The 26,338-nt window shown below is 67.7% G+C and carries 29 protein-coding genes; 10 read left to right on the top strand and 19 right to left on the bottom strand.

The annotated features are described in order from the left end of the window. Positions 1–3: 3 nt before the first annotated feature. From SGRAN_RS08515 to rph, 5 genes are read right to left on the bottom strand one after another with little or no spacing between them, the layout of a single operon-like run. Positions 4–894: a tyrosine recombinase XerC gene (locus SGRAN_RS08515; protein WP_067182567.1), complete on the bottom strand. Its 891-nt coding sequence runs from the start codon at positions 892–894 to the stop codon at positions 4–6. A gap of 45 nt (positions 895–939) precedes the next feature. After that, a complete protein-coding gene (gene hemW, locus SGRAN_RS08510; RefSeq protein WP_067182565.1) occupies positions 940–2,085 on the bottom strand; it encodes a radical SAM family heme chaperone HemW in 1,146 nt (381 codons plus the stop codon). Between the two features lie 31 nt (positions 2,086–2,116). Next, positions 2,117–2,632, bottom strand: a complete 516-nt coding sequence (locus SGRAN_RS08505) for a DUF2239 family protein (protein ID WP_067182561.1) — start codon at positions 2,630–2,632, stop codon at positions 2,117–2,119. A 58-nt stretch (positions 2,633–2,690) separates the two neighbouring features. Continuing rightward, positions 2,691–3,332 carry an RdgB/HAM1 family non-canonical purine NTP pyrophosphatase gene (rdgB, locus tag SGRAN_RS08500; RefSeq protein WP_067182558.1) on the bottom strand — a complete coding sequence of 214 codons (642 nt, stop codon included), beginning with the start codon at positions 3,330–3,332 and terminating at the stop codon, positions 2,691–2,693. A 1-nt stretch (position 3,333) separates the two neighbouring features. After that, entirely contained in the window at positions 3,334–4,050 is a 717-nt protein-coding gene (gene rph, locus SGRAN_RS08495; protein ID WP_067108335.1) for a ribonuclease PH, read from the bottom strand. Between the two features lie 107 nt (positions 4,051–4,157). Here rph and hrcA point away from each other — a divergent pair, with 107 nt between their 5' ends. Then, positions 4,158–5,201, top strand: coding sequence for a heat-inducible transcriptional repressor HrcA (gene hrcA / locus SGRAN_RS08490; protein ID WP_067108332.1), 1,044 nt, complete (start codon positions 4,158–4,160; stop codon positions 5,199–5,201). 4 nt (positions 5,202–5,205) lie between these two features. Further along, on the top strand, positions 5,206–5,757 hold the full coding sequence (grpE, locus tag SGRAN_RS08485; protein WP_067108330.1) for a nucleotide exchange factor GrpE: 552 nt from the start codon (positions 5,206–5,208) through the stop codon (positions 5,755–5,757). A 164-nt stretch (positions 5,758–5,921) separates the two neighbouring features. Here grpE and def read toward each other — a convergent pair whose 3' ends face one another. Together def and recR are read right to left on the bottom strand one after the other, a co-directional pair. Further along, positions 5,922–6,455: a peptide deformylase gene (gene def, locus SGRAN_RS08480; RefSeq protein ID WP_067182555.1), complete on the bottom strand. Its 534-nt coding sequence runs from the start codon at positions 6,453–6,455 to the stop codon at positions 5,922–5,924. Positions 6,456–6,486: 31 nt separating this feature from the next. Beyond that, complete coding sequence (gene recR / locus SGRAN_RS08475; RefSeq protein ID WP_067108324.1) at positions 6,487–7,083, bottom strand: recombination mediator RecR; 597 nt, start codon at positions 7,081–7,083, stop codon at positions 6,487–6,489. 198 nt (positions 7,084–7,281) lie between these two features. Here recR and fmt point away from each other — a divergent pair, with 198 nt between their 5' ends. Next, positions 7,282–8,202 (top strand): methionyl-tRNA formyltransferase, encoded by a 921-nt coding sequence (gene fmt / locus SGRAN_RS08470; protein WP_067108408.1) that lies wholly within the window; start codon positions 7,282–7,284, stop codon positions 8,200–8,202. A gap of 256 nt (positions 8,203–8,458) precedes the next feature. After that, complete coding sequence (gene truA, locus SGRAN_RS08465; protein WP_067182552.1) at positions 8,459–9,199, top strand: tRNA pseudouridine(38-40) synthase TruA; 741 nt, start codon at positions 8,459–8,461, stop codon at positions 9,197–9,199. An 84-nt stretch (positions 9,200–9,283) separates the two neighbouring features. Here truA and SGRAN_RS08460 read toward each other — a convergent pair whose 3' ends face one another. Beyond that, a complete protein-coding gene (locus SGRAN_RS08460) occupies positions 9,284–9,814 on the bottom strand; it encodes a CarD family transcriptional regulator (RefSeq protein WP_067106297.1) in 531 nt (176 codons plus the stop codon). Positions 9,815–10,130: 316 nt separating this feature from the next. Between SGRAN_RS08460 and SGRAN_RS08455 the strand changes: the two genes are divergently transcribed. Next, on the top strand, positions 10,131–10,943 hold the full coding sequence (locus tag SGRAN_RS08455; protein WP_067182551.1) for an SDR family NAD(P)-dependent oxidoreductase: 813 nt from the start codon (positions 10,131–10,133) through the stop codon (positions 10,941–10,943). A gap of 161 nt (positions 10,944–11,104) precedes the next feature. Here SGRAN_RS08455 and SGRAN_RS08450 read toward each other — a convergent pair whose 3' ends face one another. From SGRAN_RS08450 to hisG, 5 genes are all read right to left on the bottom strand, one after another. After that, positions 11,105–13,207, bottom strand: coding sequence for a sodium-translocating pyrophosphatase (locus SGRAN_RS08450; RefSeq protein ID WP_067182549.1), 2,103 nt, complete (start codon positions 13,205–13,207; stop codon positions 11,105–11,107). Positions 13,208–13,386: 179 nt separating this feature from the next. Continuing rightward, a complete protein-coding gene (gene thiL / locus SGRAN_RS08445) occupies positions 13,387–14,319 on the bottom strand; it encodes a thiamine-phosphate kinase (RefSeq protein WP_067182548.1) in 933 nt (310 codons plus the stop codon). A 111-nt stretch (positions 14,320–14,430) separates the two neighbouring features. Beyond that, complete coding sequence (gene nusB, locus SGRAN_RS08440; RefSeq protein WP_067106287.1) at positions 14,431–14,883, bottom strand: transcription antitermination factor NusB; 453 nt, start codon at positions 14,881–14,883, stop codon at positions 14,431–14,433. Continuing rightward, positions 14,880–16,184 (bottom strand): histidinol dehydrogenase, encoded by a 1,305-nt coding sequence (gene hisD / locus SGRAN_RS08435; protein ID WP_067182546.1) that lies wholly within the window; start codon positions 16,182–16,184, stop codon positions 14,880–14,882. Before hisD ends, nusB begins: the two co-directional genes overlap by 4 nt. Beyond that, a complete protein-coding gene (hisG, locus tag SGRAN_RS08430) occupies positions 16,185–16,859 on the bottom strand; it encodes an ATP phosphoribosyltransferase (protein WP_067186983.1) in 675 nt (224 codons plus the stop codon). A 38-nt stretch (positions 16,860–16,897) separates the two neighbouring features. Here hisG and SGRAN_RS08425 point away from each other — a divergent pair, with 38 nt between their 5' ends. Beyond that, positions 16,898–17,977 carry a DUF2332 domain-containing protein gene (locus SGRAN_RS08425; protein ID WP_067182545.1) on the top strand — a complete coding sequence of 360 codons (1,080 nt, stop codon included), beginning with the start codon at positions 16,898–16,900 and terminating at the stop codon, positions 17,975–17,977. Between the two features lie 21 nt (positions 17,978–17,998). On the opposite strand, the gene SGRAN_RS08420 is transcribed toward SGRAN_RS08425, so the two are convergent. The 3 genes from SGRAN_RS08420 to SGRAN_RS08410 form a co-directional block, all read right to left on the bottom strand. Continuing rightward, a complete protein-coding gene (locus tag SGRAN_RS08420; RefSeq protein ID WP_067182542.1) occupies positions 17,999–18,460 on the bottom strand; it encodes a hypothetical protein in 462 nt (153 codons plus the stop codon). Positions 18,461–18,544: 84 nt separating this feature from the next. Continuing rightward, positions 18,545–19,006, bottom strand: a complete 462-nt coding sequence (locus SGRAN_RS08415) for a DUF1465 family protein (RefSeq protein ID WP_237233945.1) — start codon at positions 19,004–19,006, stop codon at positions 18,545–18,547. 73 nt (positions 19,007–19,079) lie between these two features. Beyond that, positions 19,080–19,277, bottom strand: coding sequence for a YdcH family protein (locus SGRAN_RS08410; RefSeq protein WP_067106279.1), 198 nt, complete (start codon positions 19,275–19,277; stop codon positions 19,080–19,082). A gap of 126 nt (positions 19,278–19,403) precedes the next feature. On the opposite strand from SGRAN_RS08410, the gene SGRAN_RS21635 reads away from it, so the two are divergent. Beyond that, entirely contained in the window at positions 19,404–19,562 is a 159-nt protein-coding gene (locus tag SGRAN_RS21635; RefSeq protein ID WP_076074740.1) for a YdcH family protein, read from the top strand. A 50-nt stretch (positions 19,563–19,612) separates the two neighbouring features. On the opposite strand, the gene SGRAN_RS08405 is transcribed toward SGRAN_RS21635, so the two are convergent. The 3 genes from SGRAN_RS08405 to SGRAN_RS21630 form a co-directional block, all read right to left on the bottom strand. Further along, positions 19,613–20,005, bottom strand: a complete 393-nt coding sequence (locus SGRAN_RS08405; protein ID WP_067106277.1) for a PilZ domain-containing protein — start codon at positions 20,003–20,005, stop codon at positions 19,613–19,615. 93 nt (positions 20,006–20,098) lie between these two features. Further along, the gene (gene dksA / locus SGRAN_RS08400) at positions 20,099–20,560 is read right to left on the bottom strand and encodes an RNA polymerase-binding protein DksA (protein ID WP_067106274.1); all 462 of its coding nucleotides are present in this window, start codon (positions 20,558–20,560) and stop codon (positions 20,099–20,101) included. A gap of 681 nt (positions 20,561–21,241) precedes the next feature. Beyond that, the gene (locus SGRAN_RS21630; protein WP_210434217.1) at positions 21,242–22,354 is read right to left on the bottom strand and encodes a hypothetical protein; all 1,113 of its coding nucleotides are present in this window, start codon (positions 22,352–22,354) and stop codon (positions 21,242–21,244) included. Positions 22,355–22,526: 172 nt separating this feature from the next. Between SGRAN_RS21630 and serS the strand changes: the two genes are divergently transcribed. From serS to SGRAN_RS08380, 3 genes are all read left to right on the top strand, one after another. Beyond that, a complete protein-coding gene (gene serS, locus SGRAN_RS08390; protein WP_067182539.1) occupies positions 22,527–23,807 on the top strand; it encodes a serine--tRNA ligase in 1,281 nt (426 codons plus the stop codon). A 54-nt stretch (positions 23,808–23,861) separates the two neighbouring features. After that, on the top strand, positions 23,862–24,626 hold the full coding sequence (gene surE / locus SGRAN_RS08385) for a 5'/3'-nucleotidase SurE (protein ID WP_067182536.1): 765 nt from the start codon (positions 23,862–23,864) through the stop codon (positions 24,624–24,626). 695 nt (positions 24,627–25,321) lie between these two features. Continuing rightward, positions 25,322–26,335 (top strand): peptidoglycan DD-metalloendopeptidase family protein, encoded by a 1,014-nt coding sequence (locus SGRAN_RS08380; protein WP_067182533.1) that lies wholly within the window; start codon positions 25,322–25,324, stop codon positions 26,333–26,335. Positions 26,336–26,338 lie beyond the last annotated feature (3 nt).

Below are 26,338 nucleotides of genomic sequence, written 5' to 3'. Positions count from 1 at the left end.
CGGTCAAGCGCGCGGATGCGCGTTGCGGTAGATGTCGAGCAGGTGCGCGGCGTCGACCGCGGTATAGACCTGCGTCGAAGCGAGGCTCGCGTGGCCGAGCAGTTCCTGCAACGACCGCAGGTCGGCACCGCCGGCGAGCAGATGCGTCGCGAAGCTGTGGCGCAGCGCATGCGGTGTCGTGCGCTCCGGAAGCCCAAGGGCGCGGCGCGCCGACCGCACGCTCGCGCGCACGACGCCGGGCTGGAGCGGGCCGCCGCGCGCACCAAGAAACAGCGGCGTCTCTTTCGCGATCGGCCATGGGCAGGCCTCGACGTAACGCCCCACCGCGGCGGCAACCGCGGGCAGGATCGGCACGATCCGCGTCTTGCCGCGCTTGCCGGTGACGCGCAGCGTCTCGCCGAACGGGAGCGCGGCGCCGGTCAGCGACAGCGCTTCGCCGATGCGTAGCCCGGCGCCATAGAGCAGCAGCAGCAGCGCGAAATCGCGCGCGCCCGTCCAGCCCTGCCGGGCATTATCCTCCACCTCGTGCGCAAGATCGAGCGCATGGTCGGGCGCGACGGGGCGCGGCAACCCCTTGCGGACGCGCGTGCCGCGCATCTGCGGCACGCTGGCATTCGAGCCGCCGACGAAGCGCAGGAAGGTGCGGATGGCGGAGAGTTCGCGCGCGGCCGACGCATTGCCCAGCCCCCCGGCGCGGCGCGCGGCCAGATAGGCGCGCAGGTCGCCGGCGGACAGCGACCGCAGCATCGCCGCATCGACCCCACCGCCGCGATGCTCCATCAGGAAGGCGCAGAAACGCTCGGCCGTCGCGACATAGGCGCGGCGCGTATGCTCCGACCGGCGCCTTTCGTGCGCCAGATGGGCGTGCCAGTCGCGGATGACATCCTGCGGCAAATCCGTCCCTCTCGTTCCGTTCGTGTCGAGCGGATACCGTGAGGATTAGTCGGTTTTCACCACCTCCGAAAGGATGGAGTCGAGCAGCAATATCCCGGCGTCGGTGACCGCCAGTTGATCGCTCTCCTGCACCAAAAGCCCCTGTCCCGCCAGCCGCGCGACTGCCCCGGCATCGACGAAGGAATCGCGTGCCAGCCCGCTGCGCGCCTCGACGCGCGTCAGGTCGACGCCCTCGATCAGGCGCAGGCCCATCAGCATCGCCTCGGTCGCGCGCTCGTGCGGCGGCAGGTCGGTTTCGACCTTCAGACCGTGGCCATTGCGCGCGACGGCGGACAGGAAATTCTCGGGCTTGCGGTGCCGCTCGGTCGCCTGCGCGAGTCGCCGCCCGTGCGCGCCGGGGCCGATGCCGGCATAATCGCCATAGCGCCAATAGGTCAGGTTGTGCCGGCTCTCCTCGCCGCGGCGCGCGTGGTTCGACACCTCGTAGCGCGGCAGGCCGGCCGCGCGCGTCGCCGCCTGCGTCGCGTCGAACAGGTCGGCAGCGGCATCGCCGTCGGGGATGACGAGATCGCCCTTCGCCGCGAGGGTGGCGAAGCGCGTCCCCGGCTCGATCGTCAGCTGATAGAGCGACAGATGGCCGGTGCCGAACGCCAGCGCCTCGGCAAGCTCCGCCTCCCACGCGGCGAGCGACTGGCCGGGACGCGCATAGATGAGGTCGAAGCTGACGCGCGCGAAATGCGCCTGTGCCGCGGAGATCGCCCGCCGCGCCTCGTCGCCGCTATGCGCCCGGCCCAGAAATTCAAGGATTTGCGGGTCGAAGCTTTGAACCCCTATCGATACACGATTGACCCCGGCAGCGGCGAGCGCGGCGAAACTGGCGACCTCGACCGAATTGGGGTTCGCCTCCAGCGTGATCTCGCAATCGTCGATCAGCCCCCATGCCGCGTCCGCCGCCGCGATCACCGCCGCGACCGTCTGCGGCGGCATCAGGCTGGGGGTGCCGCCGCCGAAGAAGATCGACGAAACCTTGCGACCCGGCAGCAGCGCCGCCTCGTGCCGCAGGTCGGCGAGCAACGCGTCGCGCCATGCCACTTGATCGACGCGCTCGCGAACATGGCTGTTGAAGTCGCAATAGGGGCATTTCGACACGCAGAACGGCCAGTGGACATAAAGGGCGAGCGGTTCGGCCATGGGGAGCGATATAGGGCGCGGCGCGCGAATGTCAGCCGGCGATCAGGCGCCGGATATGATCGCGCACATCGTCCGGCCACTCCGCGATCAGACTGTCGAACGCCGCGCTATCGTCGCGGTACAGCGCGCGCAGCGCCTCTTCATAGCCCGGCAGGTTGCCGCACATATGGCTCATGAAATGATAGGCGGCATCCTTGCGCTTGCGACCGTCACCGGGCGCCCGGCTCGCAGCCTCGACCAGTCGGCGCAGCGCGGCGGAGGCGCCGCCGGGCTGTTCCGCCAGCCAGTCCCAATGCCGCGGCAGCAGCGTCACCTCGCGCGCCTTGACGCCGAGTCTCGGGCGACCCACCGACGGTGCCGGCGCGGTCGTCGCGGCGTCCCAATAGTTGAGATCGACCGGCTTGCCGGTCACATCGTCGAAAACGAGGATCGCGCCGAGGTCGCCCGGATAGCGCTCCTCCAGCCGTTGCCGGACGATGATGCGCGACCCCGATAGGAGTGATGTGTCGCCAAGGAAGGCGGTGACGGTTTGAATATCTTGTTGCATACCGGCCGATTACACCCGGATAAAATAGGAGTCAATAATATCCGGGTAAAATAAGCGATCAGCCGAAAACACCCGCCACCAGCTTCGCAAACGCATCGGCGCGGTGGCTGATCGCGTGCTTCTCGGCCGGGTCTATTTCCGCATAGGTCAGGGGCTTGCCGGACGGAACGAAGACCGGGTCATAACCAAAGCCCAGCGTGCCGCGCGGCGGCCAAGTCAGGCTGCCCTGCGCGCGCCCCTCGAAAACCTCGGCATGACCGTCGGGCCAGGCGAGCGCGAGGGTGCAGACGAAGCAGGCGCTGCGGTCGACCCCCGGTCCCTGTTCAGCGAGCAGTCCCTCGACCTTGCCCATCGCCATATACCAGTCGCGGCCGGCCCAATCTTTTCCCGGCTCGCCCTCGAACCATTGGCGTTCGGCCCAGTCGGCGGTGTAGACGCCCGGCCGGCCGCCGAGCGCCGCGACCTCGAGCCCGCTGTCGTCGGCAAGCGCCGGCAGGCCCGCGGCGGAGGCGCTGGCGTGCGCCTTGAGCAGCGCATTCTCGGCGAAGGTCGTGCCTGTCTCGGCCGGCTCGGGCAGGCCGAGGTCGCCCGCCGACACCGGATCGATGCCATAAGGGTCGAGCAATGCCCGGATTTCGCGCACCTTGCCCGCATTATGGCTGGCGATGACGAGTTTGCCGGGAGCGAGCTTTCGGGTCACATCAGCGCCCCACCGCCTTCGCCTGCGCTGCGAAAATCTCGGTGCAGCCGATGCGGGCGAGGCGGAGCAGGCGCAGCAGGCCTTCCTCGTCATAGGTCGCGCCCTCGGCGCTCGCCTGCACCTCGACGATCTGCCCCTTGCCGGTGAGCACGAAATTGCCGTCGGCCCCCGCGGTCGAATCCTCGTCATAGTCGAGGTCGAGCACCGCGGTGCCGTTGTGGATGCCGCACGAGACGGCGGCGACCTTGTCTTCGATCGGATCCTCAGCGATCGCCTTGGCGGCGAGAAGCTTGTCGACCGCGAGGCGCAGCGCGACCCACGCGCCGCTGATCGCCGCGGTGCGCGTACCGCCGTCGGCCTGGATCACATCGCAGTCGAGGACGATCTGCCGCTCACCGAGCTTCTTCATATCGACGACGGCGCGCAGGCTGCGCCCGATAAGCCGCTGAATTTCCTGCGTGCGGCCCGATTGCTTGCCCTTCGCCGCCTCGCGGCTGCCGCGCGTGTGGGTGGCGCGGGGAAGCATGCCATATTCGGCGGTCACCCACCCCTGCCCCTTGCCGCGCAGGAAGGGCGGCACCTTTTCCTCGACGCTGGCGGTCACCAGCACCTTGGTGTTGCCGAATGCGACGAGGACGCTGCCCTCGGCGTGGATGGTGAAGTCGGTTTCGATCGCTATGGGGCGCATCTGGTCGGGCGCGCGGCCGGAAGGGCGCATGTCGTCTGTCTCCTCGTGAAGCTGTGCCGGCGCTTAGCGGCGTTGACGATCCGGCGCCACCCCCGCAATGCTTGCCCCCGCCCCGCCCCATCCCTAAATCTGCTTCCATGACCACGCCGCCGATCATCGAATTGACCACGCGCGCACGCGACGTGTTCCGGCTGGTGGTCGACGCCTATCTGGAGACCGGCCAGCCGGTCGGATCGCGCACGCTGTCGAAACTCGCGACGCTCAACCTGTCGCCCGCCTCGATCCGCAACGTGATGCAGGATCTCGAGGAGCTCGGCCTGCTCGCCAGCCCGCACACCAGCGCCGGGCGCCTGCCCACCGAGCAGGGGCTGCGCCTGTTCGTCGATGGGATGATGCAGGTCGCCGAACCGTCAGCCGAGGATCGCGCGCAGATCGAGGCGAGCCTGGCCGAGGGCGGGCCGATCGAAAGCGCGCTCGCGCACGCGACCGCCGCGCTGTCGGGCCTGTCGGCCTGTGCCGGGCTGGTGCTGGTTCCGAAGCACGAGCGGGTGCTGAAGCAGGTCGCCTTCGTCCCCATGTCCGACGAGCAAGCGCTCGTCGTCCTGGTCGCGGCCGACGGGACGGTGGAGAATCGCGTCATCGCGATCCCGCCCGGCCTTCAACCCTCGACGCTGGTCGAGGCGGGCAATTATGTGTCGGCGATGCTCGCCGGCCTGACCCTGGCCGAGGCGCAGACCCGCGTGCGACGCGAACTGGAGGCCGAACGCATCGCGATCGACCGCGCCGCCGCCGACCTGGTGTCGCGCGGGCTGGCCATCTGGTCGGTCGACGGCGCCGACCGGCCAGTGCTGATCGTGCGCGGTCAGGCGAATCTGCTCGACGAAAGCGCGGTCGGCGACCTCGACCGCGTGCGCCAGCTGCTCGATGAACTGGAGACGAAGCAGGACATCGCGCATCTACTCGACAGCGCGCGCGAGGGCAGCGCGACGCGTATTTTCATCGGGTCGGAGAACAAGCTCTTTTCGCTGTCGGGTTCGTCGGTTATCGCCGCGCCCTATCATGGCAGCGACGGACGCGTCGTCGGCGTCGTCGGGGTAATCGGCCCGACACGCTTGAACTATGCGCGCATCGTACCCATGGTGGACTTTACCGCACAATCGCTCTCCAGACTGATACGATAGGGTTATGACGAACATCGAAAACGATACGCCAGTCGAAGACGGCCAGACCGAAGACGCCGCCGCCATCGAAACCCCGGCCGCAGAGCCGCAGGACGAGACGGCAAAGCTCGCCGAACAGCTTGCCGCGGTGCAGCAGGACCTGCTCTATGCGCGCGCCGAAACGCAGAATGTGCGCCGCCGCGCCGAAAAGGAGGTCGCCGACGCGCACGCCTATGCCGCGACCAAGTTCGCGCGCGACATATTGTCAGTCGCCGACAATCTGGGCCGTGCGCTGGCCGCGGTCAGCCCGCAACAGCGCGAAGACGAGACGTTCAAGGCGTTCGTCGCCGGGCTGGAAGCGACCGAGCGCGAGTTGATGGGCGTCTTCGAACGCCACGGCATCACGCGCATCGCCGCAATCGGCCTGCCGCTCGACCCGAACCAGCATCAGGCGATGCTCGAAGTGCCGAGCGACAAGGAGCCGGGCACGATCGTGCAGGAAATGCAGGCGGGCTATATGATGAAGGATCGCCTGCTGCGCCCCGCGATGGTGGGCGTGGCGAAGAAGGCGGATTGACGAAAACCCTCTCCCCTTGGGGGAGAGGGATGCGCAGCCTTGGCAACTCGTTGCCTGGGCGAAGCTGGGTGAGGGTTCAGGCGCTGGCGTAATAGCCCTCACCCGCTGCGACCAGCGAACAAGTTCGCAAGCCTCGCCGCCCTCTCCCCAAGGGGAGAGGGGAATTATGCCGCCTTGCGCATCTTCGCGAGCTTCTTCAGCACCATCTCGCGCTTCAGACGCGACAGATGGTCGATGAAGAGGATGCCCTCCAGATGGTCGTGCTCATGCTGGATGCACGTCGCCATCAGGCCGGTCATGCGCTCCTTGTGCGGCTGACCGTCGGCGTCCTGCCATTCGACCGTCACCTCGGCGGGGCGCGTCACCTCGGCATATTGCTCGGGGACCGACAGGCAACCTTCCTGATAGACGCTGTGCTCCTCCGAAAAGTCGGAGAAGACCGGGTTGATGAAGACGCGGGGGTCGCGAATCACCCGCTTCCCCTCTTCATCCTCGGGATCGGGCTCCTGAAGATCGATCACCAGGATGCGCTTCGGCACGCCGACCTGGATCGCGGCCAGCCCGATGCCGGGGGCGTCGTACATCGTCTCGAACATGTCGGCGACCAGCGTCTTCAGTTCGGCGTCGAACGTCTCGACAGGCTTCGAAATGACGCGCAGCCGCGGATCGGGGGTCTCTATGATGGGTAGCAGGGCCATGGGCGGGAGGTATGAATTCGCGGGCCCGCCGTCAACCCACCGGTCGCCGCGCGCGAAGCGCCTGCGCGAGCGTCCCTTCGTCGAGATAATCGAGCTCGCCGCCGACCGGCAGGCCGTGCGCGAGCTGGGTCAGGCGCACCGGAAAGGATTCGAGACGTTCGGCGAGATAATGCGCGGTCGTCTGCCCCTCCAGCGTCGCGTTCATCGCCAGCACCACCTCGTCGATGCCGCCCGCCGCGACGCGGGCGACGAGTGCGTCGATGCTCAGATCCTGCGGCCGCACGCCTTCGAGCGCCGACAGACGGCCGCCGAGGACATGATATTTGCCGGGGAAGAGCCGCGCCTTGTCGAGCGCCCATAGGTCCGACACCTCCTCGACCACGCACAGGCTGCGTGCGTCGCGGCGCGGGTCGGCGCAGATCGCGCAGGGATCGTGCGTATCGACATTGCCGCAGACGGTGCAGGTGACGAGCCGTTCGGACACGGTCTGGAGCGCGGCGAGCAGCGGCGCGAAGGCGCTTTCGCGTTTCTTCATCAGGTGCAGCACCGCGCGCCGTGCCGACCGCGGCCCGAGGCCGGGAAGCCGGGCGAGTTGCTGGACGAGGGCTTCGATTTCGGTGGAGGCCATGGGTGTGGTGGTAGTGGGTGTGCAATCGGTGCACAATCCATATGCATAAATCCACCACGTGTGTCCCCGCGAAGGCGGGGACCCAGAGCGTTCGGAACCAACGTCACCTCTTGATCCTCTGGATCCCCGCCTTCGCGGGGACACATGCAGGCAGAGCAGGGTTGAATGTATCGCCTGCCTCCGCCAAAGCCCGCAACCATGCGCATCGCCTTCATGGGAACGCCGCCCTTCGCGGTGCCGACGCTCGCCGCTCTGCACGCGGCGGGGCACGAGGTTGTAGCAGTCTACACCCAGCCGCCGCGCCCCGCACGGCGCGGGAAGAAGGTGCAGCGCAGCGCCGTACACGACTGGGCCGAGGCGCACGGCCTGCCCGTCCGCACGCCGAAAAACCTGAAGAACGCCGAGGAGCAGGCAGCGTTCGCGGCGCTCGACCTCGATGTCGCGGTGGTCGCCGCCTATGGCCTGATCCTGCCGCAGGCGGTGCTCGATACGCCGCGCGCCGGGTGCCTCAACGTCCATGGCTCGATCCTGCCGCGCTGGCGCGGCGCGGCGCCGGTGCAGCGCGCGATCCTGGCGGGCGATGCCGAGACCGGGGTGACGATCATGCAGATGGACGCCGGGCTCGACACGGGTGCGATACGACTGATCGGACGCACTCCGGTCGATGGCAAGACGGCGGGCAAACTGACCGCGGAACTGGCGGCGATGGGCGCCCGGCTGATGGTGAAGGTGCTGGGCGATCTCGATGCTTTTGCGCCCCAACCGCAACCCAATGCGGGCGCGACCTATGCCGCCAAGATCGACAAGAGCGAGGCGCGGCTCGATTTCCTGACCAGCGCGGTGCAGGTCGAACGGCAGATTCGCGCGTTCAACCCCGTCCCCGGCGCCTTTTTCGAACTCGACGACGAACGGTACAAGCTGCTCGCCGCCGAGGTCGTGCATCCGGCCGACACGATTCCGGGCGCGACGCCGGGCGTCACGCTCGACGAGGCGCTGACCGTCGCCTGCAACCCCGGCGCGATCCGCGCGACGCGAGTGCAGCGCGCGGGCAAGCCGGCGATGGACGCCGCCGAATTGCTGCGCGGGCGCCCGATCGCGAAGGGGGTGCGGCTGGCATGAAAGCGACCTCACTCCCTCGCCACCCCGGACCTGATCCGGGATCCCGCTGCCGGGCGGCGCATAGCGGGACCCCGGATCAAGTCGGCATATATACCCCTCAGGCAAGTGGTGAGCTGTTCCCCGGCGAAAGCCGAGGTCCATGCGAGGCAGCGCCGTGCCATCTGGACCCCGGCTTTCGCCGGGGAACAGTGACTTGTCGGAAAGGGATAAGTGCCGATCAAGTCCGGGGTAACGGCAAGAAGGTTAGGCGCGGCCGATGACCCGCTTCGCGCTCACCATCGAATATGACGGCCGCCCCTTCATGGGCTGGCAGCGGCAATCGCACGGCCCCAGCGTCCAGCAGGCGCTGGAGGAGGCGGCCGCGCGCATCACGGGCGAGGAAGCAACGGTCCATGGCGCGGGGCGCACCGACGCCGGGGTCCATGCGATCGCGATGCGCGCGCATGTCGACATCGCCAAGCCGCTCACTCCCTTTCGCCTGATGGAGGCGCTGAACGCGCAGCTTCGCCCCGCCCCCGTCGCGGTGCTGGCGTGCGAGACGGTCGCCGACGACTGGCACGCGCGCTTTTCGTGCCTGGGGCGCGCCTATGAATATCGCATCGTCAACCGCCGCGCGCCGCTGACCTGGGACAAGGGGCTGGCGTGGCAGTTTGCCAAACCGCTTGATGCGCATGCCATGCACGGCGCGGCGCAGGCGCTGGTCGGACGGCATGATTTCACCACCTTCCGGTCGGTGCACTGCCAGGCCGAAAGCGCGGTGAAGACGCTCGACCGGCTGAGCGTCAGCCGGCACGGCGACGAGGTGATCGTCGAGGCGGCGGCGCGCAGCTTCCTGCATCACCAGGTGCGCTCGATGGTCGGATGCCTCGTCCTCGTTGGGCAGGGGAAATGGTCGGCGCGCGACCTGAAAGCCGCGCTCGACGCGGCGGACCGCAACGCGCTCGGGCTCAACGCGCCGCCGGATGGGCTTTATTTCGTGGAAGCGAAATATCCGTAACAAAGGTCGCCTCCGCGAAGGCAACGCATGAAAAAAGGGCGGCCCCGCGGGACCGCCCTTTTCGCTTGTCGGAATGCGGCGGGTTTAGCCCACCTTCTCCACATAATATTTCGGCGCATGCTCGTTGAGGATCTGGAGGATCTTCGCCTGCGCGGTCTTTTCGTCGCTTTCCTCCATCGCGGCGAGTTCGCGCGCGAGACGGCTCGACGCCGCTTCGAAAATCTGGCGCTCCGAATAGCTCTGTTCGGGCTGATCGTCGGCGCGGAACAGGTCGCGCGTCACCTCGGCGATCGACACGAGGTCGCCCGAGTTGATCTTCGCTTCATATTCCTGCGCGCGGCGCGACCACATGGTGCGCTTCACCTTCGGCTTGGTGGTGAGCACCTGCAGCGCTTCCTTCAGCGTCTTGTCCGACGACAGCTTGCGCATGCCGACGCCTTCCGCCTTGTTGGTCGGGACGCGCAGGGTCATCTTTTCCTTTTCGAAGCGCAGGACATAGAGTTCGAGCTGCATGCCCGCGATTTCGGACTTCTGCAGTTCGATGACGCGCCCCACGCCATGTTTCGGATAAACGACATAGTCACCGACTTCAAAGACGAGCGTGTTTGCGGACATGCAAGTTCCTTTCTGTGGCCTTGCCGAGACGGGAAAAGCGCCAAAAGCCGGGTGCCTCCGCCCTCGCAGCGAGGGGGAACGAAGCAGTTCGGGCGGCGCTCGCCAGTCTATGACGACAAGGGATAGGCTCCATCGGAAACGACGAAAGCGCCCCCGGCCCAGCGGCGGGAAGAGGCAAACTGTCGGCGTGATGATAGATAGTATAACAGAGTCGCAACAAAATTGCCAGCCCCGCACGGAAATCCGCGGTTGGGCGCCTTGACGACCGGATCGACGCGTTTCAGGTTGAGACTGAATCACAGATAGGGATGCCGGCATGAAAGAGCAAATATGGTGGGTTACGGGCGCCTCGTCGGGGATCGGTGCGGCGCTGGCGCGCGGCCTGTCCGCGCGCGGTGCAAGGCTGATCCTGTCGGGACGCAATGTCGCGGCCCTCGAGGAAGTGGCGAAGGATTGCGGCGCGGGCACGATGGTCCTGCCGTTCGAGGCGACCGATTTCGACGCGCTGCCGCGACTCGTGAAGGAGGCGTGGGACTGGTGCGGCCGTATCGACGGGCTGGTGAACAACGCCGGCATCTCGCAGCGCAGCCTGGCGATCGACACCGATTTTTCGGTCTATGAAAAGATCATCGCGGTCGACCTGCTGGCGCCGATCGCCCTCACCCAGCAACTCCTGCCGCGCATGGTCGGCGCGGGCGGCGGCCAGATCGTGGCGATTTCGAGCGTCGCGGGGATCGCGGGCGTGCCGCTGCGCAGCGCCTATTGCGCCGCGAAGCACGGGCTGATCGGCTATCACGACAGCGTGCGCGCCGAAAACGAGCATCTGGGGCTCAAAGTACTGGTGGTCGCGCCGGGATCGGTCGCGACCAACGTCAGCCGCAACGCGCTCAACGCCGACGGCAGCGTGCGCGGGGAAAGCGACGCCGCGATCGACAACGGCCTGTCGCCCGAAACCGCCGCCGCGCAGATTCTGGACGCCGTCGCGCAGGGCAAACGCGAGATCGTCGTCGCGGAGGGCCCGGAGGCACAGATCGCCGCGCTGCGCCGCAGCGACCCCGACGCGCTGTTCGACCGGATGAGCGCGATGGTCCAGGCCGGCTATGCGAAACAGATGAAGGCCGAGCGCTAAGTCGCCCCCTATCGTCATTGCGAGCGGAGCGAAGCAATCCAGAGCGGTTTACTCGAGCTCTGGATTGCCGCGTCGCCTTCGGCTCCTCGCAATGACGAACAAAGAAAAAACCCCGCCGGATCGCTCCGGCGGGGCTTTCTTTCACCCGGGACGGGAAGCGATTACATCGCGTGTCCCGCCAGCGCCGCGAGCAGCAGCAGCGCGACGATGTTGGTGATCTTGATCATCGGGTTGACGGCCGGACCCGCGGTATCCTTGTAGGGATCGCCGACGGTGTCGCCGGTCACCGCGGCCTTGTGGGCTTCGCTGCCCTTGCCGCCGTGGTTGCCGTCCTCGATATATTTCTTGGCATTGTCCCACGCGCCACCGCCCGAGGTCATCGACAGGGCGACGAACAGCCCGCCGACGATCACGCCGAGCAGCAGGGCGCCGAGCGCGGCAAAGCCGTTAGCCTGCCCCGCAACCGCCGAGATGACGTAATAGACGACGATCGGTGCCAGCACCGGCAGCAGCGACGGGATGATCATCTCCTTGATCGCCGCCTTGGTGACGAGGTCGACCGTGCGCGCATAGTCGGGCTTCGAGGTGCCCGCCATGATGCCGGGATCGCCCGCGAACTGCTCGCGCACATCCTTGACCACGTCGCCCGCAGCACGGCCGACGGCGGTCATCCCCATCGCGCCGAACAGATAGGGCAGCAGCGCGCCCAGCAGCAGACCGACGATGACATAGGGATTCTCGAGGCTGAAATTGACCGTTAGATCGGGGAAGAATTCCCGAAGGTCGGTCGTATAGGCCGCGAAGAGAACCAGCGCGGCAAGCCCCGCCGAACCGATCGCATAGCCCTTCGTCACCGCCTTGGTCGTGTTGCCGACGGCGTCGAGCAGGTCGGTCTTTTCACGGACCGAATCGTCGAGACCCGCCATTTCGGCGATCCCGCCGGCGTTGTCGGTCACCGGACCATAAGCGTCGAGCGCAACGACCATGCCGGCGAGCGCGAGCATCGCGGTCGCGCCATAGGCGATGCCGATCAGGCCCGCGAGCTGATAGGCGATGATGATGCCCGCGACGATGACGAGCGTCGGCAACGCGGTGGCTTCGAGGCTGATCGCAAGGCCCTGGATCACGTTGGTGCCGTGGCCCGTTTCCGAAGCCTTGGCGATCGAGCGCACCGGACGGAAATTGGTGCCGGTGTAATATTCGGTGATCCAGATGATCAGGCCAGTGATGACGAGACCGAGCAGCGAGCAATAGAAGAGCGCGCGGCCGGTGAATTCGGTGCCCGCAATCGTCGCGTTCATGTCGCCGAGGACATAGCCGGTCGAAATCCAGATCGCCGGAACCGCCAGGATCGCCGAGACGAGGAAGCCCTTGTACATCGCGCCCATGACGTTGTTCGAGCCGCCGAGGCGGACGAAATAGGTGCCGATGATCGAGGTGATGATGCACACGCCGCCGATCAGCAGCGGCAGCGCCATCAGGCCCGGCAGCAGGTCGCCCGCGCCCTTGAGCAGCAACGCGGTCAGCACCATGGTGGCGCCGACGGTGACGACATAGGTTTCGAAGAGGTCGGCGGCCATGCCCGCGCAGTCGCCGACATTGTCGCCGACATTGTCGGCAATCACCGCGGGGTTGCGCGGATCGTCCTCCGGAATGCCGGCCTCGACCTTGCCGACGAGGTCGGCGCCGACGTCGGCGGCCTTGGTGAAGATGCCGCCGCCGAGACGCGCGAAGATCGAGATCAGCGAGGCGCCGAAGGCGAGCGCGACGAGGCCGTCGACGACCGTGCGGTCGTCGCCGCCGACCGTCCGGCCCATCTGGACCGTCAGCACCCAGTAGAAGACCGCGATCGCGAGCAGCGCGAGCCCGGCCACCAACAGGCCGGTGATCGCCCCGGCGCGGAACGCCAGCGTCAGGCCCGCCTGCAGCCCCTTCTGCGCCGCCGCGGCGGTGCGCACGTTCGAGCGGACCGAGATGTTCATGCCGATGAACCCGGCAACGCCGGACAGGATCGCACCGATGGCGAAGCCCGAAGCCGAAACAGGGCCGAGCGCCCAGAGGACGATCGCCGCGACGACGACGCCGACGATGGCGATGGTGCTGTACTGGCGCTTCAGATAGGCCTGCGCCCCTTCCTGGATGGCGCCTGCGATTTGCTGCATCTTTTCATTACCGGCCGAGGCGCCGAGCACCTGACGGGAGGTAATGAATCCATAGAGCACGGCCAAAAGGCCGCACGCTATCGCGATCAAAACCGGATTCATGCGTGTCTGTTCCTTCCCCATTGAAGGAGGCGGACACAGGCTGGCAGTCGAGACGTCCGACTTGTCGATGCCGGTTCGCTCTTTCCCCTGATGCGACCGCCCCAATTGGTGGCGGGGTTATGGGAAGAAAGGCGGCCAAGGGCAAGCCCGGTTTTTCGGCGCCTCCGCCTCGTCGCGGATCAGTGCATGAAACCGAGCCGGTCGGGCAGTGCGACGCGCTGCGCTCCGTCGATCACCACGATCCCTTCGCCGACCCCGGCGTGGCCGATCGGGGTCACGGCGATATTGAGCGCCTCCGCCGTTGCACGGATGACGGCGCCGGCATCGGGGTCGGCGGCGAACAATAGCTGATAATCGTCCCCCGCCGTGGTCGCCGCCAGCCGCGTGTCGAGCACGTCGGGACGCACGGCGAGCAGCGCCGCCGACAGCGGCACCGCATCGAGCCGCAGCGTGATCCGGCAACCGCTCGCCGTCGCCATCCGCTGCGCGTCGATCAGCAACCCGTCGGACACGTCCATCATGGCGCGGACATGCGGCGCGAGCGCCTGCCCCAGCGTGAGCTGCGGCTGCGGGCGGCTATAGGCGGCGAGACACGTCTCGTTGGCGTCGATCTCCCCAAGTCGCATCGCGAGGCCGGCCCCGGCGTTGCCGATCGTCCCGCTGACCCAGAGCCGGTCGCCGGGCTTCATGCCGCTGCGCGACGGCGCACCCTCGGCCAGCGCCCGGCCGATGGCCGTCAGACCGAAGCTGCGCGGCGCCCCCGCCGGAACGCCGACGGTATCGCCGCCAAGCAAGGGCAGGCCGTAGCGGCGCAGCACGATGTCGAGTCCGTCGGCAAAGGCGGCGTCCCAGGCCGCATCGCCCGCCAGACTATAGCCGAGCAGCACCCCGACCGGCGTCGCGCCCTTCGCAGCCAGGTCGGAAAGGTTCACCGCGACCAGCTTCCATGCGACGTCCTGCGGGCGCTCGTCGGGGAGGAAATGCACGCCTTCGACGATCATGTCGTGGGTGAGGACGAGATCGCCCAGCACGGCGGCGTCGTCAGCGAGCCCGCGCGCAGCGGGATCGGTCGCGATGCCGCGCAGGCGGGCGATGAAATCGGCTTCGGTCACAACACAAACCCCGTTCGCCCTGAGCTTGTCGAAGGGCCGCCCTTTCCCTTGACGTCGCTAAAAGAAGGACGGGGCTTCGACAAGCTCAGCCCGAACGGCTGAAAGAACGGTTCACCCCTTCGCCCGCACATCCTTGCCGATCGCATCGAGCAGACCGTTGGCGAACCCCGCCTCGCGCCCGTCGAAGAAGGCCTTTGCGACATCGACATATTCGCTGACCACCGCGCCGACCGGCACATCGCCGCGCGCGATCAGTTCGTAGGCGCCGGCGCGCAGGATCGCCTTCATCGTGCGGTCGAGGCGGTCGAGCGTCCAGCCGCTCGCCAGCCGCGCGGCGATCGCGGCGTCGACCTCGGCCTGGCGCGCGAGCGCGCCCTTCACGATGTCGTCGAAGAAGGGGACGTCGGCCTCCGCATATTCGGCATCCTCGATGATGGCGCCGATGCGATGCTGGTGGAATTCATGGAGGAGCTGCGCCGTAGGCGTGCCCTCCATCTCGTGCTGATAGAGCGCCTGCACGGCGGCGAGCCGTGCGGCGGAGCGGGACTGGGCGCGTTTGTTCATGGCTTTGCCTGTTCGAGTCTGTTCTGAACGCTGAGCGCATGGGCGGGAAGCCCCTCGGCCTCGGCGAGCGCGACCGCGGCCGGACCGATCGCCGCCAGCGCGCCCTCGTCGAGTGCGAGGAAGCTGGTGCGCTTCATGAAGTCGGCGACCGACAGCCCGCTCGAAAAGCGCGCACGGCGGCCGGTGGGGAGGACATGATTGGGGCCGGCGACATAATCGCCGATCGCTTCGGGCGTCTGGCGGCCGAGGAAGACCGAGCCGGCGTGGCGCACCTTGGCGAAGAGCGCGTCGGCTTCGGCCGCATCGACCGCGAGTTCGAGATGCTCGGGCGCGAGCCGGTCGCACAAGGGGATCGCGTCGGCCAGCGTCGGCACGATAACGATCGCGCCATTGGCATCCCAGCTCGCGGCCATCGTCCCCGCGGTGGCGAGCGTCGGGATGACTGTGGCGACCGCCGCCGCCACCGCATCGGCGAAAGCATTATCATCGGTGAAGAGGATCGACTGGCTCGTCGGGTCGTGCTCGGCCTGGCTGAGCAGGTCGGCGGCGATGACATGCGGGTCGTTCCGGGCGTCGGCGACGACGACGATCTCGCTCGGACCCGCGACCATGTCGATGCCGACGACACCGTAAAGCTGGCGCTTCGCCTCGGCGACCCAGGCGTTGCCGGGGCCGGTGACGACATCGACGGGCGCGATCCGATCGGTGCCATAGGCAAGCGCGGCGACCGCCTGCGCGCCGCCGACGCGCCATATCTCGTCGACGCCGCCGATATGCGCCGCCGCCATGACGACGGGATTGATCGTGCCGTCGGGTGTCGGCGTGACCATCACGATGCGCTCGACCCCCGCGACCTTGGCGGGAAGGATGTTCATCAGCACCGACGAGGGATAGGCGGCGCGTCCGCCGGGAACATAGACCCCCGCCGCATCGACCGCGCGCCAGCGCGCGCCGAGCCGCGCGCCCGCCGCGTCGCGATAGTCGCGGTCCGCCGGACGCTGCGCTGCGTGATAGGCGCGGATGCGCTCCGCCGCGAGGTCGAGCGCCGCGCGCAGGCCGGGCGCGAGCGCGTCATAGGCGGCGGCGCATTGCTGCTTCGAGATGCTCCAGCCGCTCGCGTCGAGGTCGAAGCGGTCGAAACGGCGCGTATAGTCGGCCAGCGCCGCGTCGCCTTCCGCCTTCACCCGCGCGATGATCGCGGCCACGTCGGCCGAGACGCCCGAATCGCTTTCGCGCCGGTCGTCGACCAGCGCGTCAAAGGCGGCACGAAAACCAGGAGCGGAGGCGTCGAGCCGTCGCACTCAATTTCCTCCGGCGGGACTCGACACGGCCTCGCGGAACCGTTCGACCAGCGCCGGCACCTCGGCCGAGCGCAGCTTGAACGCCGCGCGGTTGACGATCAGCCGCGCCGACACCTCGCTGATCACCGTCTGTTCGGCGAGTGCGTTCTCGACCAGCGTGCGCCCCGTCGAGACGAGGTCGACGATATGCGACGCGAGTCCCAGCTTCGGCGCGATTTCCATCGCGCCGTTGAGCTTGATGCATTCGGCCTGGATGCCCTGCCCCTCGAACCAGCGGCGCGTCGTCGCGGGATATTTGGTCGCGACGCGGATATGGCTGGCGCCCCCGAAGTCGGCGGCACCCGGCGGCGAACTGCCCGCCGGCCCGGCGAGCGACAGGCGGCAGTGGCCGATGCCGAGATCGACGGGCGCGTAAAGTTCCGAATAATCGAACTCGTCGATCACGTCGGACCCGACGATGCCGAGTTGTGCCGCGCCGTGCGCGACGAAGGTCGCGACGTCGAACGCGCGCACGCGGATCAGCGAGACATGCGGCTGGTTCGTCCCGAACACCAGCGCGCGGCTCTTCTTGTCGAAGAAATCCGCCGCGGGCTCGATGCCGACGCGCGCGAGCAGCGGCAGCGCCTCGTCGAGGATGCGTCCCTTGGGGATGGCAAAGATGATCGGTTCGGGCATAAACACCGCGCCCATAAGCGGCGACGGGAGAAAGGGCAATGAGCGAGCGCTACGAGTTCATCGACATCGGCGCGACCGGCGCCGATGCGGTGCGCACCGCCTTCAGGAACCAGGTCGCCTATTGCCGCGCCGCCGACGCCCCCGTGACGGCGCGGATCGTCGCGGCGCTCGCGACGCTGATCGACGCGCCCGCGACCGGATTCGCCCGGCGCATGGCGGAATGGCACGGCGCGCCGCTTGCCGACGCGCTGCCGCTGCGCGCCGCGGGCGGGCTGCATGCGCTGCACCTGTCGGGCGCCGCGCCCGAGCTTGCACCCATCTATGCCGATGCCGACGACATCAACGACGCCGCGATCGTCGCCGGAGTCGTCCAGCGGCAAGAGGCGGCGCTGCTGCCGTGGCTCGACGGTCCGCCGCAAACCAACGAGGCGGGGCGGTCGTCGAACTTCATCGCAGCGATGCTGTGGCTCGCCGAGCAAGGCCTTCCGCCGCGCTTCGATTGCCTCGAAATCGGATCGAGCGCGGGGATCAACCTGATGATCGACCGTTATCATTACGATCTGGGCGGCGTGCAGGTCGGGCCTCGACCCGGCGTCATGGCCTTCACCCCCGAATGGCAGGGAAACCATCCGCCGCAGCTGCCGATCGAGATCGCGGCCCTGAAGGGATGCGACGTCGCACCGGTCGACCTGACCGATCCCGCGCAGGCGCTGCGGCTCAAGGCCTATATCTGGCCCGAGCATGCGGTGCGCTTCGCGCGTATGGAAGCGGCGATTGCTGCGGCGCGCGAAAGGAAACCGGATCTCGTTCGCGCCTCCGCCGCCGATTTCGTCGAGGCTGAACTGAAAAAGCCGCAGGCGGCCGGCACCACGCGCCTGCTGATGCACTCGATCGTCTGGCAATATGTGCCCGAGGACCAGCAGATGCGCGTGACGACCGCGATGGAGGAAGCCGGCGCCGAAGCGACGCCCGACCGCCCGCTCGCCTGGATCGCGCTCGAAGCCAACCGCACCGTGCATCATCACGAACTGGTCGTGCGCCATTGGCCCGGCGGCGAAGCGGGCCGCCTGCTCGCGCGCTCGCACCCGCATGGTGCGTGGGTCAAGTGGACCGGATAATCGGGAACGCGCGAACGGTTTTCAGGCGCTCGCCGCCGCGATCGGATTCGCCCCCGCCAGCAAACCCCGGCATCCGGTGAAGACGCCGCCCAGCACGCTGCGAATCTCGTCCCATACCTGCCGCTCGTCGGCGGCATCGGCGGGAATGCTTTCGGCGATCACGTCGATCGTCGCATCGACCAGCCCGCGATACCAGTCGAACGATACCTGAAGCGTGAACTGATGATGCGGAACCGAATTTTCGAGCAGGATCTCGATCTCGGTCGGGCGTTCGAGACAATACATCAGGCAATAGAGGCAGTTGTCGACCATCTCGTGCTCCAGCGCCGAGGTCCGCCCCATTCCGTGTCGCTCGAAACTGGCCGCGGCGTCGGGGTGCCGCGCATAATAGCGCGCCATCACCACCGGCGTGATGTCGCCGATCGCGTCGGCCGCTCGCGTCAGGCTGCGATCGAGCAATTCCAGTTTTTGCGCACGGTCCATCTCCAACCTCTCCTTTTTTCAAAGGAGTATTTCAAATGCGGGTTTTAAGGCAAGCGTTATGCGCACCGGGAGGATGCGCACGCGTCAGAGGCGCGCGGCGATCTCCGCCAGCATGTCGTGCACCGGCGTCGGCGCGGCGGGCGCATCCCAGCCCGCCTCGAGCGCGGCAACGCGTTCGAACAGCCGCTCGCTCGCCATGACGACGCGGGCGACCGGGGCATCGAAGCGGGCGCAGACAGACCAATCGGCCAGGACGGGATCGCCGATGCGCGCGGCGCTGTCGTCGGGTCCGGCCCCCGGATCGCCGGCGATCATCGCGCGGCGGTGGAGCAGCCATGCGATGATATGCATCAGCCGCGCCGTCGTCTTGAGCGATTCGCAGGCGAGACCGACCTGAAGCAGGCCATCGCCGCCCGGATCGCGCATCGCTGCAAAGGCCGCATGCGCCTCGTCGGCGAGCAGCATCGCTTCGACATAGAGATTTTCGACCTGCGCGCGATGAACCGGCCGGCCGATTCCGCGCATGCCCGACTGCCGCTCGTCCATCGCGCGGCCATGCCACGGTCGCGGCGCGCACCGCAACGCCGCTAACCATCTTTCCGGCGCGCGACCGGACGGATCAGGCGATGATGTCGGGCAGAAGCTGATCCTCGCACCATGCGATCTCGTCCCGCAGCCGCAGCTTGTGCTTCTTCATGCGGGCGAGCTGGAGCTGGTCGGGAACCGTCGCCGTGGCGAGCGCGATGATCGCCGCATCGAGGTCGCGATGCTCGGTCCGAAGCCGTTCGAGGCGCTGGGCGATGTCTTCCGGATTCACGCCCGTCTCCTGCCACGGCCACCGCTGGTCCGCAACGGGGACCGTCCGGCCGAATCGTCACGACTTTCGGGGCAATTCATGTTCTACTCGCCCCTGCCCACCCGATTCGAAAAAGGAGAAGGCCTCATGAGCACATCGCACCTTTCTGCCCTGAAGTCCCGTCACGCGGACCTCGACGCGAAAATTGCGAATGAAGAACGGCGCCCATCGCCCGATGCGGCCCTGCTGGCGCAGATGAAAAAGCAGAAGCTGAAAATCAAGGAAGAGATGCTCGCGTTCGATTGAGCGAGCCCCCGACTGCTACCGCCGGCTGATGCCTTCCATCGCGAAGCGCGTCAGCGCGGGCGGTAGAAAGGCCCCCGGTTGAGCGCGGAGATGTGCGGGGGAACCTCCATTTTGCGAACCACCTGACGGCGCACCGCCTGCGGATCGACCGGCCGGTCGAACGCGACGCCGAACTTGCCGTCGCCGATCCAGACGATCCGCCCCGGCACCGGGCCGATGTTGCGCAGATCGACTTCGACCGCCCCGCCCTGTTCGAGCCCCCTGATCCGGCCCTGCACCTCGGCGAGCATGCCGCCCGCCGACAGGTTGCGGACGCGGACGAGCACCGTGTCGGTCGCCCCCGCGAGTTGCAGCCGCGCCTGCATGAACAGGCTGTCGCGGTCGGCGCTTCGCGACAGCGCCGCCACTTCCTCGTCGACCGATGTGTGTTCGTGGGATTCCATGCGACCCGTTCCCCGTTTGATTCAGGGGACGAATCTAGGCAGCAGCCCTTGCGATATTGTAAATGGCGCCGACGCCTTCCGAGCCGGCCGCGATCAATCCTCGCGCGAAATGCGCTCGTTGCGCTCGTGGCGCTCCTGCGCTTCCAGCGTCATCGTCGCGATCGGGCGCGCCTGAAGCCGCGCGAGCGAGATGGGTTCGCCGGTGACCGCGCAATAGCCATATTCGCCTTCGTCGATGCGGCGGATCGCGGCGTCGATCTTGGCGATCAGCTTGCGCTGGCGGTCGCGGGTCCGCAGCTCGATCGCCCAGTCGGTCTCGCTCGACGCGCGGTCGGCGAGGTCGGGCTCGCGCAGCGGACCGTCCTGCAGATGCGCCAGCGTCGATTCGGCTTCGGAAAGGATCGACTTCTTCCAGGCGAGCAGGAGGCCGCGGAAATAATCCTGCTGCCGTTCGTTCATGAACGGCTCGTCCTCGTTGGGGACATAATCCGAATCGAGATTGGACCTGGCTTCGCGGAGGGCGTCGGCGCCAACATCGGCAATCTTGGTCGGCATAAGGGGCTCTCGCGTCCTTTCCTGTCGCCTTGCCGCCGAAATGGCGGTCCAAGGAATGCGCCGCGCCTATAACCAGCCGCAGGTTGGGACACAAGCGCCAAGGACCGATAGGCGGCCTCGGGTGAAGCGCCGCTGAACCGGTCCGACGCTCTCCACAAGCCCACCGCGCCCACCCATTCGATCGCCCAGCCGTTTACTAATGGACATGATTCGGTAAAAATCCGTGCTGTTTTGGGACAAAGTAGCGCTTTAGAGTTGATTTCGATCCCATTTTCCCGCTCTCGGACAGGCAAACGCGGTTAACGCAATTGCCGTGTTCACAAAGCATTGGCCTTTTGCTCTTAGTGAAAGGCGCAATCGGTGCCGGCGGCAGCGCTGGGGGCACCTGCAACGGGAAAAGAGAGAGAAACCTATGTCTGTCCGAATGGCCCTCGCAAAGCTTTGTGCCTGCACATGCGGCGGCGCGATCATCGGCACCGGCGCGATGCAGGTCGCCGACGTGCCGCGAGCGAAGGCGCAGACGGTGCAGAACTGCTGCACCAAGAAAGTGGTGCGCAAGCGGCACGTGGCGCGCAAGCCGGTGAAGCGCGTCCGCCGCGTGGTCACGACGAAGCGGATCATCCGCACCGCCACCCCGCAGACGCAGGTGGTAACGCAGACGGTTCCGCTGCCCCCCATCCCCTATGCGCCCTTCCCGCAGCGCGGCGGCTTCGAAGGCGGCGGTGGCGGCGGCGGAGTCACCGTGATCGGCGGCGGCTTCGGCGGCGGTTTCGGTGGCGGCTTCTTCGGGGGTTTCTTCGGCGGCAGCAGCGGCGGCGGGAGCAGCGGCAGCGTCGTCATCACCTCGACGACCACGGGCGGTCTTAGCTCCACCACCAGCAGCACCTCGGGCGGGGTTTCCACATCGACCGGCGGGGTCAGCACCTCGACCTCGACGGGTGGCGTCAGCACGTCGACCGGCGGCGTTTCGACTTCGACGGGCGGCGTCTCAACCTCGACGGGTGGCGTGTCGACCTCAACCGGCGGCGTCTCGACCTCGACGGGCGGGGTCAGCACCTCGACCGGCGGCGTTTCGACCTCGTCGGGCAATGTCAGTTCCTCCTCTTCGAGCAGCAGCAGTTCCTCTTCGTCGAGCAGCAGTTCGTCCTCCTCGTCGTCGAGTTCCTCCTCGTCGGGCGGCGGCAGTTCGTCGAAGGGCGGAAGCTCGCACGGCGGGTCGTCACGCGGCGGCAGCTCGCATGGCAGTTCGTCCCACGGCGGATCGTCGCATGGAAGCTCGTCGAAGGGCGGAAGCTCGCACGGCAGCTCGGGCTGGGGCGGCACGTCGGGCGGTTCGGGCGGTTCGGGCAGCAGCTCGTCGAGCAGCAGTTCCTCCTCTTCGTCGTCTTCCTCGTCGTCGAGCGGTTCGAGCGGCGCGTCGACCTCGACCGGCGGCGCATCCTCGTCGTCGAGCAGTTCTTCCTCCTCGTCGTCCTCGTCGAGCAGCAGTTCGTCGAGCGGCGCGACCTCGTCTGGCGCGACGGGCGGCAGCAGCAGCTTCGGCGGATCGACGGGCAGTTCGTCCTCCTCGTCGAGCAGCAGTTCTTCGTCGTCGTCGAGCAGTTCCTCCTCTTCGAGCTCCTCGTCTTCGTCGAGTTCGGGCGGCAGCACGAGCAGCGGGTCGTCAGGCGATCCGACCCCGGTGCCGGCACCGCCGATGATGCTGCTGTTCGGCGCCGCCGCCGCGGCGCTGGTGATGCGCCGCCGTGCGGCCAACCGCGACGGCGACGACAGCGAAGCGGCGTAACGGGCCACTGGCGGCAGACGGCCTCGCGCCGGATGCCGAATGATGGGGGCCGTCCCTTGGGGCGGCCCCCTTTTTCGTGGCGGTCATGATTTCGGCCCCGGGATCGCCCTGCGTCATCATTGCGAGCGGAGGGGCGAACACAGGCTTGCACCGCCCGCTCCGCGCCGCCATAGCGCGGCCATGCACGATATCCGCCTGATCCGGGACGACCCCGCCGCGTTCGACGCGGGCCTCGCGCGCCGCGGCCTTGCCCCCCTGTCCGAAATCATCCTGGCCGCCGACGCCGCGCTGCGCGCGTTGCAGACCGACATGCAGGCCGCGCTCGCGCGCCGCAACGAGGCGTCGAAGGCGATCGGCCAGGCGATGGCGCAGGGCGACACGGCCACCGCCGAAACGCTGAAGGCAGAGGTCGCGGCGCTGAAGCAGTCGCTCCCCGAACAGGAAGCCGCCGAGCGGGCCCAGCTTGCCGCATTGCAGGACAGCCTCGCCGCGCTTCCCAACCTGCCCGCCGCCGACGTTCCGGAGGGCGCAGACGAGGAAGGCAATGTCGAGATTTCGCGGTGGGGCACCCCGCGCACCTTCGCCTTCACGCCGCGCGAACATGCCGATTTCGCCCCCGCGCTCGGCCTCGATTTCGAGACTGCGGCGCGGATGTCGGGTGCCCGCTTCGCCTTTCTGAAAGGGTCGATGGCGCGGCTCGAACGCGCGCTCGGCCAGTATATGCTCGACCGGCAGACCGGCGAGGCGGGCTATCGCGAATGCGCGACGCCGCTGCTGGTGCGCGACGAAGCGGCGTTCGGCACCGCGCAGCTTCCCAAGTTCCGCGAGGACCTGTTCCAGACCACCGACGGCCGCTGGCTGATCTCGACGTCGGAGATGAGCCTGACGAACGCGGTGCGCGAGGAGATATTGCCCGAGGCCGACCTGCCGCTGCGCATGACCGCCCTCACCCCCTGCTTCCGGTCGGAGGCGGGCGCGGCGGGGCGCGACACGCGCGGCTATATCCGCCAGCACCAGTTCTGGAAGGTCGAGTTGGTGTCGGTCACCCGCCCGGAGGACAGCGACGCCGAACTCGAACGCAAGACGCGCGCCGCCGAGGCGATCCTCGAGGCGCTCGAGCTGCCCTATCGCCGGATGCTGCTGTGCGCGGGCGACATGGGCTTTTCGGCGCGCAAGACCTATGACCTCGAAGTGTGGCTGCCCGGCCAGGGCGCCTACCGCGAGATTTCGAGCTGCTCCAACTGCGGCGATTTCCAGGCGCGGCGCATGAACACCCGCTTTCGCCGCGAGGGCGCGAAGGGCAACGAGTTCGTCCACACGCTCAACGGCTCGGGGCTGGCGGTCGGGCGCACGCTGGTCGCGATCCTCGAAAATTATCAGCTGGAGGACGGCAGCGTCGATATTCCCGCGGCGCTGTTGCCTTACATGGGTGGGGTCACGCGGCTGACACCCATCACCTGACTACCCTCGTCACCCCGGCCTTGGGCCGGGTGACGAAAAGAGAAAGAAACCAAAGTGCGCATCCTCCTCACCAACGACGACGGTTATCATGCCCCCGGCATGGCGGTGCTCGAAGCGATCGCACGGCAGCTTTCGGACGATATCTGGGTCTGCGCCCCGTCGGAGGAGCAGTCGGGCGCCGGCCATTCGCTGACGCTGTCCTATCCGGTGCGCGTCCGCCAGCATGGCGAGCGGCGCTGGTCGTGCACCGGCACCCCGACCGATTCGGTGATGATCGCGATCGGCAAGCTGATGCCCGAAAAGCCCGACCTGATCCTGTCGGGGGTCAACCGCGGCGCCAATCTGGGCGACGACATCACCTATTCGGGCACGGTGTCGGCGGCAATCGAGGGGGCGCTGGCCGGCATCCCGGCGATCGCGCTGAGCCAGGTCTATGCGCGCGAAGGCATGGGCGACACCGTTCCCTTCGGCGCGGCCGAGGCGTGGGGGGCGAAGGTTCTGGCGCCCCTGCTTGCGATGCAGATGGCGCCGCGGACGCTGATCAACGTCAACTTTCCGGCCGTCCCCGCCGACGCGGTGCGCGGGATCCGCGTCGTCCGGCAGGGCTTCCACGACTATAGCCGCGGCTCGATCGTCGAGGGCGTCGATCCGCGCGGCTACACCTATTACTGGTTCGGGCTGCACGGCATCGAGCATTCGCTGGGCGCCGACAGCGACCTCGAGGCGATCGACGCCGGCTATATTTCGGTGACGCCGCTGCAACTCGACCTGACCCACGACGCCTCGCTCGCTGCGTTGCGGAGCGCCTACCAGGGCTGAGCGGAAGAGAGGCGATGCCGATCCGATGCTCGATGCATTGGCACGATCGCTCTTGAATATAACACATCGTATCCCCGCGCAGGCGGGGGCCTATGGCTGTGGGGATTCGGGTTTCGGCACGGTTTTCCCTTCCGCCGCCCTGACCTTGTTTGGCAATGATCCCTTTTCGACAAGTCACCGTTCCCCGGCGAAAGCCGGGGTCCAGGTGGGGCAGCGCCGCCTCGCATGGACCCCGGCTTTTGCCGGGGAACAGTTCCTGATTTGCCTGAAGGACATATGCGCCAACTTGTTTCAGAGCCTGCCCCGGACCCGATCAGAGGGTCCATGGTCCCCCCTCGCCTGAAAGTCGGCACAGAAGGGAAGGTTCGGCCATGAATGCTGAACGAGTTCAGTATGACGGACGAGGCAGCGCGCCGAACGCCGACTCCCCATAGACCATAGAGCGTCTTGACGCCGACGCCGGCTTTGCTTTGCGCTGGGCTCCCGCCTCCGCGGGAGCACACGAGTATTTTCGCGATCCGCTTCGCTGAAACGGGCGTCCCATGCCCTCCGATCGCTCAGTTTCTGTTCCGAAATGAAACAGATGGCTGGTGTTCGCTGCCTGGCTTTGGCAAGGAAGCGGTGTGGGGGCGCTTATTCACCGTATCGGGCCGCTTGTGGGCGCGGCATTGCTGGGCGGCTGTATTCCAGCGGCCATGTCGCCGACGCCGCGCGCGACCGCACCGGTAGCCAGCGCGTCGGCGCCGTCTACCGCGCGTGACGATTTCGAACGGCGCTCGCTGGGCGAGGTCGTTGGCGGCGACGCGCGGCAGACCTGGACGCTGAAACCCGTCACCGCCGACGCGCGCGCGGTCACGGCCGGCACCTATACCGTGCGGCCGGGCGATACGCTGCGCGCGATCGGCGCGATGACGGGCGCGGGTTCGGAGGCGATCGCGATGGAGAACGACCTCGCGCCGCCCTATACGCTGCATCCCGGCCAGACGCTCCGCGTTCCCGCGGGCCTCTATCATCGCGTCGCGGCGGGGGAGACGGGCATCGGCATCGCGCAGGCCTACGGCGTTGACTGGGGGGAGGTCGTCACGATCAACGCGCTCGGCGAACCCTATATCCTGCGCGTCGGCCAGCGGCTGCGCCTGCCGGCCGAGGCACGGGCGCAGCCGCCGCGCGCCGTCGACGTGGCGGCGCGCGCGGCATCCTTCACGCTCGACATCGACGACATCGCGACGGGCAGCCAGCCCGCGCTCGCCGAAAGCGGGCGGCCTGCCGCGGCCAGCGCGGTGCCAAAACACCCGGTGACGACGGCGATTGCGGCGCCGGCCGCCTTTTCCGGCCGCTTCCGCTGGCCGCTCGCCGGCCCGGTCATCGCGCGCTTCGGCCCGCTGGCGCCCGGCAAGGTCAACGACGGCATCAACATCGCCGCCGCGCAGGGAACGCCGATCCACGCCGCGGCGGACGGCGTCGTCGCCTATGCCGGCGACGAGATCGCCGTCTATGGCGGCCTGATCCTGATCGACCACGGCGGCGGCTGGATGAGCGCCTATGGCCACGCAGGCGAAATCGCGGTGCAGCGTGGGCAGGCGGTGAAGGCCGGCACCGTGATCGGCCGCGCCGGCGCGAGCGGCCAGGTCCAGTCGCCGCAACTCCATTTCCAGCTCAGGAAGAATCGGTTACCTGTCGATCCGATGAAGCAGTTGCCGCCCCGATAGCCG

The organism is Sphingopyxis granuli, from assembly GCF_001559015.1.
In the GTDB taxonomy this organism is placed as follows: Bacteria; Pseudomonadota; Alphaproteobacteria; order Sphingomonadales; family Sphingomonadaceae; genus Sphingopyxis; species Sphingopyxis granuli.
This window is presented reverse-complemented; position numbering and strand designations above follow the sequence as displayed.